The sequence below is a fragment of the Gottfriedia solisilvae genome (assembly GCF_002128405.1).
Lineage (GTDB): Bacteria > Bacillota > Bacilli > Bacillales > Bacillaceae_G > Gottfriedia > Gottfriedia solisilvae.
Genome location: NZ_NETJ01000006.1, coordinates 136,039 through 153,291, shown reverse-complemented (window position 1 = coordinate 153,291; position 17,253 = coordinate 136,039). Strand labels below are relative to the sequence as shown.

The 17,253-nt window shown below is 32.9% G+C and carries 17 protein-coding genes; 3 read left to right on the top strand and 14 right to left on the bottom strand.

Features of this window, described 5'->3' with window-relative positions; all coding sequences use genetic code 11:
• Positions 1 to 38 precede the first annotated feature (38 nt).
• From CAB05_RS18755 to refZ, 6 genes are all read right to left on the bottom strand, one after another.
• The gene (locus tag CAB05_RS18755; protein ID WP_088003025.1) at positions 39 to 914 is read right to left on the bottom strand and encodes an aldose 1-epimerase family protein; all 876 of its coding nucleotides are present in this window, start codon (positions 912 to 914) and stop codon (positions 39 to 41) included.
• Positions 915 to 1,156: 242 nt separating this feature from the next.
• Positions 1,157 to 1,363 (bottom strand): alpha/beta-type small acid-soluble spore protein, encoded by a 207-nt coding sequence (locus tag CAB05_RS18750; protein WP_088002803.1) that lies wholly within the window; start codon positions 1,361 to 1,363, stop codon positions 1,157 to 1,159.
• A gap of 80 nt (positions 1,364 to 1,443) precedes the next feature.
• On the bottom strand, positions 1,444 to 2,673 hold the full coding sequence (thiI, locus tag CAB05_RS18745; RefSeq protein ID WP_088002800.1) for a tRNA uracil 4-sulfurtransferase ThiI: 1,230 nt from the start codon (positions 2,671 to 2,673) through the stop codon (positions 1,444 to 1,446).
• Between the two features lie 4 nt (positions 2,674 to 2,677).
• Entirely contained in the window at positions 2,678 to 3,820 is a 1,143-nt protein-coding gene (locus tag CAB05_RS18740; protein ID WP_088002797.1) for a cysteine desulfurase family protein, read from the bottom strand.
• A 72-nt stretch (positions 3,821 to 3,892) separates the two neighbouring features.
• On the bottom strand, positions 3,893 to 5,605 hold the full coding sequence (gene ezrA / locus CAB05_RS18735) for a septation ring formation regulator EzrA (protein ID WP_088002794.1): 1,713 nt from the start codon (positions 5,603 to 5,605) through the stop codon (positions 3,893 to 3,895).
• 257 nt (positions 5,606 to 5,862) lie between these two features.
• Complete coding sequence (gene refZ, locus CAB05_RS18730; protein WP_088002791.1) at positions 5,863 to 6,510, bottom strand: forespore capture DNA-binding protein RefZ; 648 nt, start codon at positions 6,508 to 6,510, stop codon at positions 5,863 to 5,865.
• A 149-nt stretch (positions 6,511 to 6,659) separates the two neighbouring features.
• On the opposite strand from refZ, the gene msrC reads away from it, so the two are divergent.
• Positions 6,660 to 7,148 (top strand): free L-methionine (R)-S-oxide reductase MsrC, encoded by a 489-nt coding sequence (msrC, locus tag CAB05_RS18725; RefSeq protein ID WP_088002788.1) that lies wholly within the window; start codon positions 6,660 to 6,662, stop codon positions 7,146 to 7,148.
• Between the two features lie 48 nt (positions 7,149 to 7,196).
• Here msrC and CAB05_RS18720 read toward each other — a convergent pair whose 3' ends face one another.
• Complete coding sequence (locus CAB05_RS18720; protein WP_088002785.1) at positions 7,197 to 9,065, bottom strand: sensor domain-containing diguanylate cyclase; 1,869 nt, start codon at positions 9,063 to 9,065, stop codon at positions 7,197 to 7,199.
• A gap of 437 nt (positions 9,066 to 9,502) precedes the next feature.
• On the opposite strand from CAB05_RS18720, the gene rpsD reads away from it, so the two are divergent.
• Positions 9,503 to 10,105, top strand: a complete 603-nt coding sequence (rpsD, locus tag CAB05_RS18715; RefSeq protein ID WP_056472146.1) for a 30S ribosomal protein S4 — start codon at positions 9,503 to 9,505, stop codon at positions 10,103 to 10,105.
• 204 nt (positions 10,106 to 10,309) lie between these two features.
• Here rpsD and CAB05_RS18710 read toward each other — a convergent pair whose 3' ends face one another.
• The 3 genes from CAB05_RS18710 to CAB05_RS22220 all read right to left on the bottom strand — a co-directional run bounded on the left by CAB05_RS18710 (position 10,310) and on the right by CAB05_RS22220 (position 12,654).
• Positions 10,310 to 10,960, bottom strand: a complete 651-nt coding sequence (locus tag CAB05_RS18710; RefSeq protein WP_088002782.1) for a 2OG-Fe(II) oxygenase — start codon at positions 10,958 to 10,960, stop codon at positions 10,310 to 10,312.
• A 330-nt stretch (positions 10,961 to 11,290) separates the two neighbouring features.
• Positions 11,291 to 12,385, bottom strand: a complete 1,095-nt coding sequence (locus CAB05_RS18705; RefSeq protein ID WP_088002779.1) for a helix-turn-helix domain-containing protein — start codon at positions 12,383 to 12,385, stop codon at positions 11,291 to 11,293.
• Positions 12,386 to 12,480: 95 nt separating this feature from the next.
• Positions 12,481 to 12,654 (bottom strand): hypothetical protein, encoded by a 174-nt coding sequence (locus CAB05_RS22220; protein ID WP_158093308.1) that lies wholly within the window; start codon positions 12,652 to 12,654, stop codon positions 12,481 to 12,483.
• Positions 12,655 to 12,939: 285 nt separating this feature from the next.
• Between CAB05_RS22220 and mraY the strand changes: the two genes are divergently transcribed.
• Positions 12,940 to 13,896, top strand: a complete 957-nt coding sequence (mraY, locus tag CAB05_RS18700) for a phospho-N-acetylmuramoyl-pentapeptide-transferase (RefSeq protein WP_088002776.1) — start codon at positions 12,940 to 12,942, stop codon at positions 13,894 to 13,896.
• 537 nt (positions 13,897 to 14,433) lie between these two features.
• Here mraY and CAB05_RS18690 read toward each other — a convergent pair.
• The 4 genes from CAB05_RS18690 to nhaC form a co-directional block, all read right to left on the bottom strand.
• On the bottom strand, positions 14,434 to 14,805 hold the full coding sequence (locus CAB05_RS18690; RefSeq protein ID WP_235821560.1) for a hypothetical protein: 372 nt from the start codon (positions 14,803 to 14,805) through the stop codon (positions 14,434 to 14,436).
• 156 nt (positions 14,806 to 14,961) lie between these two features.
• A complete protein-coding gene (locus CAB05_RS18685; protein ID WP_088002769.1) occupies positions 14,962 to 15,540 on the bottom strand; it encodes a YdcF family protein in 579 nt (192 codons plus the stop codon).
• 122 nt (positions 15,541 to 15,662) lie between these two features.
• Entirely contained in the window at positions 15,663 to 15,797 is a 135-nt protein-coding gene (locus CAB05_RS22625; protein ID WP_088002766.1) for a hypothetical protein, read from the bottom strand.
• 58 nt (positions 15,798 to 15,855) lie between these two features.
• Entirely contained in the window at positions 15,856 to 17,235 is a 1,380-nt protein-coding gene (nhaC, locus tag CAB05_RS18675; protein ID WP_088002762.1) for a Na+/H+ antiporter NhaC, read from the bottom strand.
• Positions 17,236 to 17,253 lie beyond the last annotated feature (18 nt).

The following is a 17,253-nucleotide window of genomic DNA, read 5'->3' as shown; positions in this document are numbered from 1 at the left end:
AAAAACCACCTATAAAGATGGTTTTTAATTTACTCATTTCACTTCATACCTATCGTAATACTATATGTACATGTGAAGCTTTCATTTGGTTCAATACTATTTACACCTAAACGATTTTTCATTTCTTTCACCGGGCCAGCCTCATCTGCAATACCATACCAAGGTTCAATACATACAAAAGGAGCAGTTTTCGTTGTCCATATTCCTACGTACGGAAAGCCCTCAAAATCTACCTTTACATAACTTGAATGATTTTTTGAATGAATTGAAATTGAATTCTTGTTTAATTTTTCAAGAATTAATGCATCATCTTTAAAAAGCTCACGAGTTAATGGAAGAACATTCGTCTTGTCTGCGATCAATTCTCTCTTTCCATTTCGGTATGCCCCTTCTAATTTGATTGTCTCAATCTTTTCATTTTCTTCAAATTGAATGTAATAGTCTTCAAAAGATTCATTTTCCAATAAAGGTACATTAAATGCAGGATGGGCACCGATTGAAAATGGCATTGAAACTACATCGTTATTTGTCACTTCATATGTAACATATATCGATGAACCTTCAATTCGATATCTTATTTTTAAAGAAAATTTAAAAGGATATTTTAATAAGCTCTCACTATTACTAATTAACTCATAAGTAATCTCATCTTGCTCTTCTTTTATCACGTTAAATACCATATCACGTGCAAAGCCATGTTGAGTTAATTCATATGTTTTTTCATTAATCTTATATTGGTTGTTAATCAATTTACCCACATTTGGAAATAGGACTGGAGCATGTCTCCCCCAGAATGAAGGATTCGCATTCCACAGAAATTGAATTCCATCTTTTTTCGATTCGATACTCGTCAATTCTGCACCTTCAGGTTTAGAGGTAATTTTAATTAATTCATTTTCTAATACTGACATGATCAATTTGCTCCTTTAATTTTCATTAACCATTATTATAGCAAACTTCACAATCAAAAACCCGTTTCTCCCATACGTTTCATTCTACTTAAATTTTGGCTCTATTAAAAATAAGTGTTGATTTCCATTCCAGGTACTTCGCTTTCCATGGGGCGTGACGACTTGAGCCTCGTCCTCTGACATTGAACAAATAGAAAAGAGGTAGGTTTGACCCTACCCCTTAATCCATAGATATTTAAAAAGTATTATCGAGAATATCCACCAAGGCTTTGTTCAGCCATTTGTACTAAACGCTTTGTGATTTCACCACCAACAGAACCATTCGCACGAGAAGTTGCATCAGGGCCAAGTTGTACGCCAAACTCAGAAGCAATTTCATACTTCATTTGATCTAAAGCAGCTTGCGCACCATCTACAACTAATTGATTACTACTTGAATTTCTATTTGACATGTGTTGTCACCTCCTTGTGAGTATAGAGTGTGATAAAACACATATCTTCATACATATATTTTCTGGAAATTTTTAGTAATTTATAATAAGGCGTCTATATCAACCTGTTCTTCTACGGAATTAAACTGTTTTCGAATCATTTCATTTTCAAAAATAAGTGTTTCTTTAGAAGCTACTGCTTCATTTATTAAATCAGTAAAGTCAAAGCGGCTTTCAAAACGCGCCACTTTTTCACGCTTTGGTTTTGTAGTTGGATTAGCAGGTGTAAAGATCGTACAGCAATCCTCATACGGTCTAATACTAATATCATACGTATCAATTTTTTTAGCAATATCCATGATTTCTAATTTATCCATTGCAAGTAATGGGCGTAAAACTGGATAGTTTGTTACCTCATTAATTGTATGCATACTATCTAGCGTTTGGCTCGCAACTTGTCCTAAGCTCTCTCCAGTCGCTAAAGCAAGTGCTTTTCGTTCTACTGAAACTTTTTCTGCAATTTGTAACATGATACGTCTCATAATTGTCATTGTATAGCTAGCAGGCATTTCTTTGTGAATTGCTTTTTGAACTTCTGTAAATGGTATGACATGAAGCGTTACTCTCTTACAATATCTTGTTAACGTACTAGCAAGATCCGTAACTTTTTGTTTAGCACGATCACTAGTAAATGGTGGACTTTCAAAATGAATTGCCTCAATTGAAACGCCTCTCTTTAAAAGCATATAAGCTGCAACTGGACTATCAATTCCACCAGATAAAAGAAGCATTACTTTTCCGCCAACACCTACTGGATAGCCACCTGCTCCATATTCTTCACCACAAGTGATATAAGTTGCATCATCACGTACTTCCACTCTTACGGCAACATCTGGATTATGAACGTCTACTGTCAGGTGCTCTGTATTTTGCAAAATATAGCCACCTAGTTCACGATTTAATTGAGGTGTGTTTAATGGGAACTGTTTATAGCTTCGTTGAGCATTCACTTTAAATGTTTTTACAGTATCGCCTAGTTCCTCAATTGCTTGTAATGCACCTTTTTTAATTGCTTCCAATTCTGTTTCGACTTTTCGAGCATAACTAAACGTGTGAATACCAAAAACTTGTTTCAAGCTAGCAGCAACTTTTTCATGGTCTTCACCATTTAATTTAATATACATACGATCTCGAGTAGCCGTAATTTTAATGTTTTCAAAACTTTTCAATCGATTTCGGACATTTTCTCTTAAAATGCTTGTAAAACGACCTCTATTTTTTCCTTTTGTTGTCATTTCACCATAACGGATTAATATATATTCTACATTCATTTTGTTACCTCGTTACTTTATATAAATTTTTAATTACTTCACTCATGACTTCATTAAACATCTTAACTTCTTCGATTGTGTTCTCATAGGAAAGACTTATTCTAATTGCACTTCCAGCAACCTGTTCGCTTTTCCCCATGCTTTGTAGCACACGACTAATTTCATAATTCTTAGATGAGCAGGCAGATTTAGTCGAAATATAAATATTTTCTTCAGATAGAGCATGTACAATTACTTCAGGCTTTAACCCTACAAAAGAAATATTTAATATATGAGGTGCAAAATTTGAAGATGGAGAGTTAATGACAGCACCATCAATTTTCTCCAAATGATATAATAATTCATTTCTTAATTTTAATAAATCATCACTTTTCGATTTTTGCTTCTCAAGTGTAATTCTTAATGCTCTTGCCATTGCAACGATACCTGCTAGATTCTCAGTACCAGATCGAATTTCTCTTTCTTGTGAACCACCAGTCATCATAGAAGATAATGTGACCCCTTCACGAACATATAAAAATCCTGTTCCTTTTACACTATGAAATTTATGACCTGAAACAGAAAGTAAGTCAATTGCAGATTGCTTTATATATAAAGGTACCTTTCCAATTCCTTGCACTGCATCTACATGAAAGAAAATTTTTGGGTACTTCTTTAAGAATTGTCCAATTTCACGAATCGGTTGAATAGCTCCAGTTTCATTATTTACATGAATAATTGAAACTAAAATAGTATTCTCTCTCAAAGCAGCTGCTACTTTTTCAACTGAAATAAATCCATCTTCATCAGGAGACAAATACGTTACTTCAAAACCGATTCCTTCAAGTTGCTTATACGCTTCATAAATCGAAGGGTGCTCTATTTCTGTTGTAATTAAATGTTTCCCTCTAGAACGATGCATCATCGCAGTTCCTTTTATAGCTAAATTATTTCCTTCTGTTCCACCCGATGTAAAGATAATCTCAGACGGTTGAACAGAAAGAAGATCAGCAACTTGTAATCTTGCCTTAGATAGTAATTGTTCTGACTTACCACCTAATTTATGAATAGAGGATGGATTTCCAAAAAACTGTTCTGAGACAGTCATGTATGTTTCTAATACCTCTTTATATGGTTTTGTTGTCGCACTATTATCAAAATAAATCATCACAGTTCCTCCATGCTGCTCACTTAAGTCCTTATTATAGCCGAAAACAGACTGAAACCCCTAAGAATTAATCTATAGGGGTAGTGTGTACTTTTGTTCATTTAGTATTTCTTGTAATTTATTAATTGCACCTGGTTCAACACTTTCAATAGAAGCAGCTGCTTCTTCAAGAGCTTCGTTGTATTGGAATTCCCTGAAAAGTTGTTCAGATTTGTCCATTGCAGATGCAATTTGTACATTTTTACTTCTATAGCGATTACCATATTGTATCACTTTTTCTACAAAATATCCTTGTTCAATCATAAACTTTGTATCATTATAACAATCATTAACAGCAGTAGATGCTTTTTCTAATAAAATAGAAACCTTGCCCATTTTTAATGGCTTTTTCTCTAATTCTAGATAAACAATTTGCATGCTTTCTTGAGCTTTTTGAATTTGTTCTAATGATGAGACAGGCATTCCTGGTAAGTTAGAAATTTGAACAAGACGTTTGACCTCTAACATTAGTCTCTTCATATCAATCAATTGATCTCTTGCTTGAAGTTCATCTTTACGAAGGGCCTTTAACATTTCAACATACATTGCATGTGATTCTTTCACATCCGACATTTGTTGTTTCAATAAATCAAGTTCCCCACGAATGACTGAAAATGCAAGATCTTGCTCTGCCACTCGTATTTGTAATAATTCAAAACGCTTTGTAATGATACTTACTTGTTTTTCTACAAGCTTTTGAGCTTGCGTATCCTCTTCGTTTAACTCATAAATTTGTTGAACTAATTGAGTCTCTTCTTTTGTATTTAAATTCGCTTCACGAATTCGATGGATTTCTTCTTGAGCTGACCAAATTTCTTTCTCAACAATATATTTACTTTCAACTTCTTGCTCTAACAAATCATATATTGAATCAATTTTATCTTTAACAGATTCAAGCTTTTCATTTGCTTCAGTGATATTTAATTGCTTAATTAATTCAATACAATCATTACATATTTTTGTGCAGTCAGCTGCTTCACTTTCAATCGCTTCATATTCAAGTGAATAACCATCAGTTTTCATTTGTTTTAAGCCTTCAAGTAAATTATGTATTTGTGATGGCATTGTCGTTGAAGATTCAATATACAAATCAGGTATAATTTGCATTTGGGCTTTTATTGTATTTACTTTGTCGACAATCGTTTTTACTAACTCTCTAGCTTCTAAATAATTGCCTTGTTCTGTTGTTTCATTAAACAATTGAATTTCTTTTTTTATTTCATCAAGCTTTTTCTCTAACTGAGTCTCTGCAATAGAATATAAGTGACGATGAGTAAGTAATAGTTTTCTTTGTTCTAGATATTCTTGGTTTAATTGTTCAATATCCGAATTATTTTGTTCTTCACTACCTATTAACTCACTTACTTCACTTAAAATCGTATCAATATTTGTTTCTGCTTCTTTTAGTACATTTTCCAATTCAGCAATTGTATTTTTTGCATTCATGAAATGATACTTATTGATTGCTTCGTCAATATCATAAACCGAATCTGTTACTTTCGGTAACACAGTTGTGACTAATTCATCCCAATCAGTTCTCCACTTTTCAAAGAGCTCCTCTGTTTGGCCGGTCATATTTAAGCCCTTAAGTTTTGACAACTCGTCAGTAACCGGCTTACTCATCAGCTGCATTCTCCAAGCCTCAAGCTCATCAAGTCTTTTGTATAAACGGTTGCGCATTGTTAGGGCTATTATCATTAAAGCAATAACAATAGAAATTACAATTAAAATTACTGGGATTGTCATTTCCTAGGTGTACCTCCTCTGCTTGCCTTCTAATCTATTTATCGTTACGTGACATTTTTTGATGTTTTAAGTCGTTTCATCTTAGACTTTATAGTTTATCATAACATGATACAGTTGATTTTTGACCTTATTTTTTCAATTTTTTTAAATATTTATCAAACTATAATAAATATTGTAATAACTTGTCTAAAAACATGATTTTTAAACAAGGAAAATCGCCTTTCCTTGTGATTACTCACATTAAAAAGGCGAATCATTTAAGAGTACATTTTTAATTCAGTCAAATTATGTGTATCTATTCCTAAGAGGGAGAATATCCACTTTTCCACATATTCCTTATATCTGTCAAAAAAATAAGTATCATTCTGTTGAATATATAGTACTTCATTCATATAACTAGGAAATAAGTATGGTGTTGATAGAAAAGATTTTAATTGAACAAAGAACACTGAAAAAGGCACAGTAATGTTTGTATTATTTAATCTTAGTGCATCATATATCTGAATAAATGTATATCGCTCTCTTGCCAAATAAGTCATCATAATTTCTCTGATAAATACGGAATCCAGTGTTAATTCCCTATAAAAAATTGATGCATATTCTTTTTTATGAAAATTATAATTCAAAACTTCTTCTACTAGGTCAATTAATACAGAGTCTGCTTTTTTAGATTCGAAAACTAGACTATATTTATTTAAGATCGCTACGTATCCTTCTAAAAAATCTACAATTATGTGCTCTAATAATCCTTGTTTCCCTTTAAAATAGTATGAAATTGTTGCGATATTAACATTGGCTTTTTTAGATATATCTCTCACTGATGTACCTTGATACCCATTGGTTTTAAATAATGAAAGGGCCGTCTCGATGACTTTATTCTTAGTTGCAAGTTTTTCTTGCTCCATACATGTCACCTCTACTTCTACACAATTTCCTTTTTTAAAACATTGGCGAAAACCTACTAAAATCCTTTATGAAATAGTCGACAAAATTACCAGTAATCTCTTGAAATATGCTATGATATTCCAAATGATATAGGGAAAGGGGTCAACATATGTTTCAAAAAGTCGAATATTCAGGTACGAAAGAGCAACAATATAAGACACTTACATCTCAAGTGAAGGCTTTAACGCATGATGAATTTAATTTAATTGCAAATTTAGCTAATACAGCTGCACTTTTAAATCAATTCTTACATGATATAAATTGGGTTGGTTTTTATTTAAAAGATGGAGATCGTGATGAATTAGTATTAGGACCATTTGTGGGACTTCCTGCTTGCGTTCGCATTCCATTCGGAAAAGGCGTTTGTGGAACATCAGCTCAAACAAAAACTGTACAGCGCATTGATAATGTTCATGATTTTCCAGGACATATCGCATGTGATGCAGCATCTAACTCAGAGATTGTTATTCCTCTTTACCATAATGGTGAAGTAATTGGAGTATTAGATATCGATAGCCCCGAATTTAATCGTTTCGATGAGACTGATCAACTATATTTACAAGAAATTGTTCAAATTATCGAAGGAAACATTAAGTAATAAAAAAGGAATCCCAAAAATAGACAAGTTCTATCTTTGGATTCCTTTTTAATTTGCAATTGTAACTTTATTTTTACCTGTATTTTTTGCGATGTATAAAGCATCGTCTGCACTCTTAAATAATTTATCGATTGATGAAGTATTATAAGTACCATTCCCCCATGCAGATACACCACATGAAGTCGTTACTCTCGGACTAGAAATCTTTTCAACTTCTTCAATAATTCTAGAAGCCACTTTCTTTCCAGTATCAATACCGATTTTTGGTAAGTATGCAGCTAATTCTTCTCCACCCCATCTTGCAGCGATATCAGTAGAACGTACTACGTCTTTAATGATATTAGCTACTTGAACTAAGACATTATCGCCTATTTGATGGCCATAAGTATCATTAATCTTCTTAAAATCATCTATATCCAATAGTATTAATGTACCTTGAGAATCTTCTTGCATACTCTTGCAAATTTGCTCTTCTAAATACGCTCTAGAAAATAGATCAGTTAAGTGGTCTGTAGCAACCAATTGTTCCAATTTCTCTTGTAGCATTGTATTTCGAAGCGCTAATTTTGTTGGCTCCATAACATTTTGGACCAACGTGCGATCATCGTATTTAAATTTAAATGGATTTCGGTGAAGCATGATTGCTACACCTTTTAATCCTGTCGTTTCAATTTTAACAGCTACAATGGAATTAAAAGGGTATTGTTCATAACATTCTTCCTGTGTGGCATTTACCTTTAATAAAGTTCCATCATGTAATTTTATATCCTCAACAATTTGTCCAATCAGCGAATTAGCGATTTCCGAGTTAAAATAGCTTGTACTACCATCTAACACTTTGAATTGATTATGTTCTTGAAGAATCACAATCGCAAATTCTTCACATTCAAATCGATTTTGAAACTTAAATACTAAATAGTTTACAAGCTCTAAACTATGAAGGTTCTGATTTAAATTTTGGCCAACTTCATTTACAAACTGAATTCGTTTTGCACTATCTTCAACCTGTTGATAAAGCTTCGCATTTTCTAAAGCAATTCCTGCTTTAGAAGCTAATAATGTAAAGAACTCTTGTTCAGAGACTGTAAATCGATTGATATTCTTATTACATATTTGAAGCACTCCATAAACACCTTGTTGTCCATGTACTGGAGCATACATATAAATAGAGTCACTATTCGTTTCATATGTATTAATATTTTCACTATATGCCTGAATAGCATATGGATTTGCATCTTTATCCATTGGTGAAAACTGTTTTACTTCAATATGTGACGGTTCTACGCTTTGATTTGTAAGTAAAAGTAGATATTCATAATTTGGGTAGACTGTTTTTAATGAAGAGATAATTTCGTAAAAAACATTTTCGATATTAAATGATGAATGTAGTTTCGAAGTAATTTTTGATAACTGTAAATACTGTTTACCTTGTTCAACCGTTCTCGCTACTTTAACCAATAGATCACGTAACTCAAAAGTTTCTTTGTGGATGTTTATTAAAAAGCTTTCACTGTATTGCTCCAGCTTGTCCACTGCGCCAGTAAAATCAAATTCTACAATGTGGATATCACTTTCTTCGTAATACCATAAATACAAAAAAGTATTATGTAAATTGTGTACTATTCTGTATTTGCTCTCTCTGTCGAATTCAATATTTAATTTTTCAATCGATACATTCGAGGTTACTTCATATTGTTCTTCTTCCTCAGAAAATCTATTATAAGTTAAAGATTCAAGCGATTCTCCATTACCATTTTTACCGTATAATGTAACAGCTCTTGACCCTAAAACATCACAAACTAATTTAGAATATTTCTTATATACTTTTGAATGATGCTGAAAATTATCATGACTTACCATCAAATCAAAAAATTCCGATTTCAAATACAATATTTTACTTTTTTCATCGAGATTCATACAAAATCACCTACTTACAATTTAAGAAATGAACTAATATAACTATTTTTACAATTCCCATTATAAAACAATTAGTAAGTTTTTCCTACAACTATTTTTATACAAAATTGGACATTTTCTCATAATTCCGACAAAAAATTCTCATTATTTAAGTAAAGTTTCCATAGAAATTTTTCAATTTTTTCCTATTATAATTTCTACTTTAAAAATAAATGCATTCTTGACTAATTAACATAATCTAGATATAATATTCTTTGTGTAAAATAACGCAGCGTTGTAAGCACGGGCTTGAAATTTATTTTGTTCCTCTTTACAGAGGTGTCATCGCGTAACTCCGGCTGCTGGGGCGAGGATACATGAAAGCAAAATAAACAAACTGGGGCTACACGAACGTTTTTATTTTACTCCAAAATAAAAACTTGAAGGAGGAGACATCAATGTCTCGTTATACAGGATCTACTTGGAAATTATCTCGCCGTTTAGGCATTTCATTAAGCGGAACAGGTAAGGAATTAGAAAAACGTCCTTACGCACCAGGTCAACACGGACCAAACCAACGTAAAAAATTATCAGAATACGGTTTACAATTACAAGAGAAACAAAAACTTCGTCACATGTTCGGAGTTAATGAGCGTCAATTCCGTCGCACATTCGACATCGCTGGTAAATTAACTGGTAAACACGGTGAAAACTTCATGATCTTATTAGAAACTCGTTTAGACAACGTAGTTTACCGTATGGGTCTTGCTCGTACTCGTCGTGCTGCTCGTCAATTAGTTAACCACGGTCACATCTTAGTTGATGGTAAACGTGTAGACATCCCTTCTTTCCGCGTGAAAATTGGCCAAACTATCAGCTTACGTGAAAAATCACAAAACTTAGCTGTAGTTAAAGAAGCTGTTGAAGTTAACAACTTTGTACCTGAGTACATCACTTTCAACGCTGACAAATTAGAAGGTACTTTCAACCGCTTACCAGAGCGTTCTGAATTACCAGCTGAAATCAACGAAGCTCTTATCGTTGAATTCTACAACCGTTAATAATATCGCTTCTTAAGAAGCGATACAAAATCCCTAGAAATGTTGATTATTCAACACTTCTAGGGATTTTTTTTACCTCTGCTTTGTAGAATAGTCTATTCGCTCCCACTTAATTCAAGGATGTGTTGGGGGAACTTTTAATAAAAAAAGTAGACAGACGTTTAATAAGTTTTCTATTTTTCCTATTTTAAATCGTTTGACCTATTACTTTGTTTTTTGCCTTCTCATCCACTGTGTAGCGACCCATTTTTCCCCTGTAATAACTGGTGCACCAGCATGCAAGGTTAACTTGTTTATGTTGTCATCTTCATAGAAATATTCGAAATAGACTGCTGTTCCTTTTTGCGGTGTCACCGAAAGCTTCAGCTGAGGAAAAACTGTCTCCCCACCTTGTTCCACATTATTTAAATAGATTACAATTGTACTAATTCGGTTATTCTTCGCAGCTTGACTAGTTGGTAAAAAGTAATCCGTGTGCGCTTTGTATTCTTGACCAGGTAAGTATTGTAGAATTTGAAGGCCATCCCCATGTTCAACAGGCACGTTCATAATTTTTGTTATCCTCTTTTCGATGTTCACAATGAGGTCATTTTCATTGTTTGCAAAAAACATCCCACTGCTTGTTCGGATCGCGTCTACTTCTCGAGTTGACCCAATTTTAGAACGTTTCATGCGGTCTTTAGCTAATCGAATCAATTCATCACATTCTTCATCACTAAGTACATTCCCTAGCAATACAACGAGCGGTTCTTCGTACCTCGCAAGAATCCGGATGTCCCGACCTTCTGCTTGAAACGTATTCCCATTCTGTTGAAAAATCGTTTGTTCGGTTAATCCATTCACGGTCACGATCATCAACTCCTAAATAATTTAATTTTCAGAAAAAAGTTTCTATGAACAGTATATCAGATAACTTCCTCACCATTCGCGAGATTGTACTTTTTTATATAATGAACTGTTCCTTCTAGACATTGGCTATGCGTCGTAGATAAAATAAAAAGCCATCCATAAACCTCAAATACCCACAGTGTTTGAAAATTAAAGAATTTCTATATTTTAAATTCAATAAACTATTCTGCTAGTTTGCAAAAAAAAAAAGACTGCCGCAGCAGTCAAACGTTATCGAACTAACCCATGCTTTAGTTCGATAACGAATTCATTATTTTCAAAGGGTTCAAACCCAAACTATTTCACCTGGGCAATAAGGGCTGTAACTAATTTGCTCAGCGCTTCTTTTCCTACAAAGGGAGCAAGGCTTGCAAGAATATCAGGATCAAGATTTACTAACTCTACACTTTCCAATAAATGGTTTAAATTATTTTGGCTTAAAAATGGCGCAAGTTCCAGAACTCTTTTTACATCCAACTTGTCACTTGCTAATTGATTTACAATACGAGATAATATTTCATCGTTTAAAAAAGGGGCAATCCGCACGACAATTTGCCAATTCAATGTACCTTCTTCTGCTTTTTGGACAAGTTTTTCGAGCTGCTCACTTTCCATAAATGGGGCAAGTGAAATAATCTGTTCAGCGTCCAGTTTTTCATCCTTCACTAAATCAACTATATTATTCATCGATTCACTGCTTAAAAATGGTGCAATGACCTGAATTATTTGCAAGCTGACCGTACCTGCTTCCAGCTGCTGCACTAATTTATCAAGGCTTTCCTCACTTAAAAACGGAGCGATACTGGTTAGATGCTCCGCCTCAAGCGAAACATTTATTATGGAATTTTCTATTATTTCGGATAAAAGATCTGAAGTGAGGTATGGAGCAATGCTCGAAATAACGTCCCAATTGATAGTTTCATCAGTTGCATGGCTGACAAGTTCAGCTAACGCTTCTGACCCAAGGAATGGAGCCAGCCTGCTGATTTGGTCCAAGCTAAAACTATTCGGCTTCAAATTTTGCGAAACCTTATCAAGAGTACTTGCTTTCATAAGAAGAGCAACATCGGCAAGCTCATCAATGTTTACTTCCCCTTCATTGATCAGGTCAGCAACTTGCTCTGTCCTTTCCATTGCAATTTCCTCTACTATTTTACCAACCTGCGAGTTCATCTTTTTATTTTCACCAGCGTTCATTAAATCATCAATCGAAATAGAAAAGAATCTTGCTATTGCAGGCATGATTGAAATATCAGGTAGCGATTCACCACGTTCCCATTTTGACACTGCCTGGTGGCTCACATTCAACAGCTCAGCAAGCCCCATTTGCGTCATGTCCTTCTCTTTTCTAAGCTTTGAAATAAAAGCTCCAATCTTTCGTGTATCGAGCATTATAAACTCCTCCAATAATAAAATGTTCAGCGCGCACTGTTAAATTTATCTTAGCACACCCCTATATAAGAGCCTATCAACTGATAGTTGTATTTTTATAATTTTGCAAATTCTACTGACGGTAGAATCACTATATAGCTTTCCATACAGAATTGCTGCACCATAGTGGACGAAATATTAATACGTTTTTTCAGGGAAGCAAAACAGAGGATGATCGAATAATGATCATCCTCTGTTTGTTGTTGAACTAACGAATCCGCTAGTTGCATAAGGAATTATGTAATCTCTGATTTGATTTCGAAAGTAGCACTGTTTTATGAAGAACTTATTTCAAGATTAATATTTAATAATTGTATTAAATATTCATAGAAATTTTTTCAGGTGTATTTTTAATAAGAAAGAAATCGATTGAATGCGGATATCTTCTTGTTTCACATCAAAGAAAATTGTTTGTTTCATAGGAACCCATTATATTGGATTGTATGAAATAGAGGAATTGATTGTTTTTTTTAGAACTTATTATAGATAATATTGAGAAAAGGAGTAAATGAAAAGTGATTAATCAAATAATCCCAGCTTTAATTTCTTTTGTAGCTGTTTCAATTTTATCTCCACTATTAATTGCTATCTTGAGACAACTTAGGCTCATTCAACCGATAAGAAAAGAACTTCCTTCAGATCACCAGTTAAAAAAAGGTACACCGTTAATGTTTGGAATTATTCTTTTTGTAGGAATTATAGTATCAATTCTTTTTTCACCTACGCCATTAATGTATTTCTTGTCCATTACATACATTCTTTTTAGTTTTATTGGGTTTTTGGACGATTTTTGGAAAGCTTCTCGTCAAGATCCAGGTGGAGTCTCGGGTAAGACCAAACTTATTTTTCAATTTATTTTTACAGGTACTTTGCTTTTTTACATGATCAACGTACTAGATATAGACACCAACATTAATATTTATAAAAATATTTCCTTGGAGCTTCCAATGGTGTTATATGTTTTTGTCATCATATTATTTGTCGTAGGTTCTGCAAATGCCATTAACTTCACTGATGGTTTAGACGGTCTTTTAGGAGTCGTTGCAATCCCTACATACTTTTTCTTTTTTATGGTTTCAGAAAGATTCGAGGTGCAAATTTTTTGTTTAATTATGATTGGATGTTTACTCGGCTTTCTCATTTATAATATATATCCTGCCAAAGCTTTTATGGGGGATACGGGATCTTTAGCTATAGGGGGATCACTATCATTTCTTGCTGTTCTTGAGAAAGTTGAATTATTAATTCCCATTTTGTTCTTTATATATTTTGCTGAAGTACTTTCGGTTATTTTACAAGTTTGGACATTTAAACTTACTCGTAAGCGTATTTTCAGAATGACACCGATTCACTATCACTTTAGCTTAAAATATGGGTGGTCCGAAAATACGATTGTCACGGTTTTTGGATTAATTTCTTGGTTTTGTGTTTTTATCTGTTTAGCTTATTGGAGATTTCTTCTAAATCCATAAATAAAATTAAAATCATGCCAATGAATATTAAAGGTAACCAAGCAAAACACAATGCAGAAAAAACATACCAAGGTCGAAAATCTGCCATCGCATATATTGATACACTAAACAATACCCCGATAATTAGATAAACGGAGAGAATTTCCATTTTGTCATCGAACTCCTTTTTAATATTATAAAAAGGTGCGCTTTTAGGGGTACTAAACTTTGGAATAATATTAAAGATTTTTTTGTTAAAACGATCTTCGACTTGAAGATCGTTTTATTTATGAACTCTACATACATAGTAATCCAAGGATAGGCAATTAAAATCCTGCTACAAAAATAGGGGTAATTTCATTATTTTATTTTTTTACTAAGTTTACTCCCATCTAGGTAATTTTCTCCATTAACATAATCAGTCTCACTAACCCACATTTCTTTACCTAAAACTTTCATAAATAGATCTAGTCAATGTCTTTGATTTATGTAACAAAAAAGGCCTCGAATTATTCGAGAGCCAAAAAGAGAGGTGTTTTTAATGAAGTCAAACTACTGTTACTTTAAGCTTAATCTTGCCAAATCATGTTGTACCGCGTTATTACCCATTTGTGGATCAAACTCTAGAGCACTTAATCCAAAAGTACTCACTACAACGTCTTTGTCTTTCGGATGAAAAATTCTTACTTCATACGCATAAACAGTTGCTGGCAGAGCTAATGATCTAAAAGTGCGATATTGACTTGGGGGAATTAAAATTGTTGAAGGATCTACCATTGGTAAAATTACCGGTGAGCCTGTAGACCAATCATACATTTGAACCGTTACAGAACGAAAGCTATCTGGATCAGCATTCATTGCTTCAACTGTTAGAAATGATGTGTCAGAATGTCTTCTTAATACACCAGTAGATAAAATTTTAGTACCCAATTCTATCTCTCCTATTATAGTATTTGGACAAGCTTTGTCCATATAATATAAAATGTAAAATTTGAAAAAAAGTAACGGACAATAACACATATAAACCTATTATTTCAATATTTTTTCATATACAAAAAATATAGTTAATGAAATCTATTAAATCAATTAAATATGATCATAAAATAGCGCTTTTAAAATAGATAAACATTCTCTAATATATGCAGTAGGTAGAATAACGGTTGGTGTTTTTGCTGGTAATCCAACGATATGTAAGCCCTGTTTTTCAGCTAATTTGATTGATCTAAATAAATGATAGTCATTTGTTACAATAATTCCTTTTTCATTATCTTTAATATAATTCTTAGAGAACTTCATATTCTCATATGTATTTGTAGATAAATCCTCTTTTATTATTCTATCTTCTTCAATCCCTAGTTTGATTAATTCAATTTTCATACACTCTGCTTCTGAAATCAGTTCGTCCTTACCTTGTCCACCTGAAACGATAATTTTTGTTTTCGGATTTACTTTTGCATATTCAGCTGCGGTTTCAATTCTGTACTTCAGAGCTAATGTTGGTTTATTTTTCTTTAACCCCGCCCCTAAGACGATTATATAATCTGCATTTTTAGGCACTTTATGTTTATATTGTAAATAACTATTAACACCAATAAATAAAAAACAAAATACATACACAAAAATTCCAAATAGAACGAAGTAAGTCATCATTTTAATAAAGCCCATTTGAAGGTTTCCTCAATCTTTCATATTTTATTTTTAATTGTATCGAAAATTGAGTACCTTTTCATTAAAAAAAGCAAACAATTAAATGTTTTACCATAAAATTGTTTGCCTACAATATTTATTTATCTTGGATATTTTTCATCCATTGGATCATGTTGATCTTTCGAAAGTCTTTTTTGATGAGCTTTCGTTTTTGCATCTACATGATTTGCATCACTCGGACGATTTTTCTTTGAACCACCTGCTGCATGACTCATTTCTTTCCCTCCATCTAACCAGTTAGTACAAAAACTAGTTTACGTAGAAAGAACTTGTTTATGCAATTTTTCTTGAATCTTTCATTTCATTTTCACCATCTAAACTTTTCCCTATAATCGCTGCAATGATACTAAATAATGGTGTAATAAATAGGATAAAAGCAAATGGTAAATATTCTAATACTGGAACACCTAATGTCGCTGCAAAAAATGCACCACTTACACTCCAAGGAACAATTGGGTTGAATAATGTTCCGCCATCTTCAAGTGCTCTTGATAAGTTTTTAAGCGGTATATTTCTTTTAATAAATACATCCTTTAATAATTGGCCTGGCAGTAAAATTGAAAGATATTGTTCTCCTGTTAACAAGTTCACACCGACTGCTGACAAAGTACTAGCAATAACGATATTACCTTTTCGTCTTAAATTAATTAATGATTTAATAACTGTATCAAACACTCTAAGTTCTTGTAATAATCCACCTAAAGCAAGTGCAATAAAAATTAATGAAACAGACCACATCATAGATTGTAAGCCACCACGATTTACAATTGAGTTTAGCATTTCATTCCCTGTATCTAATTGGAAACCGCTTTGAAGTGTCGTAAATACTTGTTCTAATGACACTCCCTTTTGGATAATAAATGCTAAAATAATTGAACTGATGATTCCTGCAGACATTGTTGGTAAAGTTGAAAATCCTTTAAATGACATGATAAATACAATGATACAAGGGATTAATAAAAAGGGATTAATTTCAAAGCTTGTAGCTATTGCTTTTTTCATTTCGTTTACTTGATCCATATCAGAATGTCCATGTCCCATACCAATAATTAAAAACAATATAATCGTTACAATTAAAGCTGGGATTGTTGTAAATGCCATATGACGGATGTGTTCATTTACTTTAATTCCTAATATACTTGGTACGAAATTTGTTGTATCTGAAATTGGTGACATTTTATCTCCAAAGCATGCACCACAAATAATTGCACCTGCTGCAATTGCTGGAGAGACACCCATAATATGTGCGATCCCCATTAATGCTACGCCTACTGTTCCTATCGTAGTGAATGTACTTCCAGTAAAACTAGCTACGATAATCGTTATAAAAATTGCACTAATGGCAAACCATTTAGCCGAAAGAACTGAAATCCCGTAAAAAAGTAAGGTTGGAACTGTTCCACTTAACATCCAAGAACCAATTAATAGTCCGATCATCATTAAAATTAATGTAGGTGAAAGACCATTTTGTATTCCTTTTTTCATACCATTTTCAATTTGTTCCCATTTAAACCCTTTCGTAACTCCAAAAATAGCTAAACTTACTACACATAGTAATAATGGAATGTGTGGTTCTGTTTTTAATATAACTAGACAACTAGACATAATTAATGTGAATAATCCTATTATTGATATTAATTCAATGTTTTTCATGACGCGTATCTCCTCTTT

Bases quoted from the DNA above. Each gene is read 5' to 3' on its own strand.
- CAB05_RS18750 (WP_088002803.1), bottom strand. From the start codon at position 1,363: ATGTCAAATAGAAATTCAAGTAGTAATCAATTAGTTGTAGATGGTGCG.
- thiI (WP_088002800.1), bottom strand. From the start codon at position 2,673: ATGAATGTAGAATATATATTAATCCGTTATGGTGAAATGACAACAAAA.
- CAB05_RS18740 (WP_088002797.1), bottom strand. From the start codon at position 3,820: ATGATTTATTTTGATAATAGTGCGACAACAAAACCATATAAAGAGGTA.
- ezrA (WP_088002794.1), bottom strand. From the start codon at position 5,605: ATGACAATCCCAGTAATTTTAATTGTAATTTCTATTGTTATTGCTTTA.
- refZ (WP_088002791.1), bottom strand. From the start codon at position 6,510: ATGGAGCAAGAAAAACTTGCAACTAAGAATAAAGTCATCGAGACGGCC.
- msrC (WP_088002788.1), top strand. From the start codon at position 6,660: ATGTTTCAAAAAGTCGAATATTCAGGTACGAAAGAGCAACAATATAAG.
- CAB05_RS18720 (WP_088002785.1), bottom strand. From the start codon at position 9,065: ATGAATCTCGATGAAAAAAGTAAAATATTGTATTTGAAATCGGAATTT.
- rpsD (WP_056472146.1), top strand. From the start codon at position 9,503: ATGTCTCGTTATACAGGATCTACTTGGAAATTATCTCGCCGTTTAGGC.
- CAB05_RS18710 (WP_088002782.1), bottom strand. From the start codon at position 10,960: ATGATCGTGACCGTGAATGGATTAACCGAACAAACGATTTTTCAACAG.
- CAB05_RS18705 (WP_088002779.1), bottom strand. From the start codon at position 12,385: ATGCTCGATACACGAAAGATTGGAGCTTTTATTTCAAAGCTTAGAAAA.
- CAB05_RS22220 (WP_158093308.1), bottom strand. From the start codon at position 12,654: ATGCAACTAGCGGATTCGTTAGTTCAACAACAAACAGAGGATGATCAT.
- CAB05_RS18685 (WP_088002769.1), bottom strand. From the start codon at position 15,540: ATGGGCTTTATTAAAATGATGACTTACTTCGTTCTATTTGGAATTTTT.
- CAB05_RS22625 (WP_088002766.1), bottom strand. From the start codon at position 15,797: ATGAGTCATGCAGCAGGTGGTTCAAAGAAAAATCGTCCGAGTGATGCA.
- nhaC (WP_088002762.1), bottom strand. From the start codon at position 17,235: ATGAAAAACATTGAATTAATATCAATAATAGGATTATTCACATTAATT.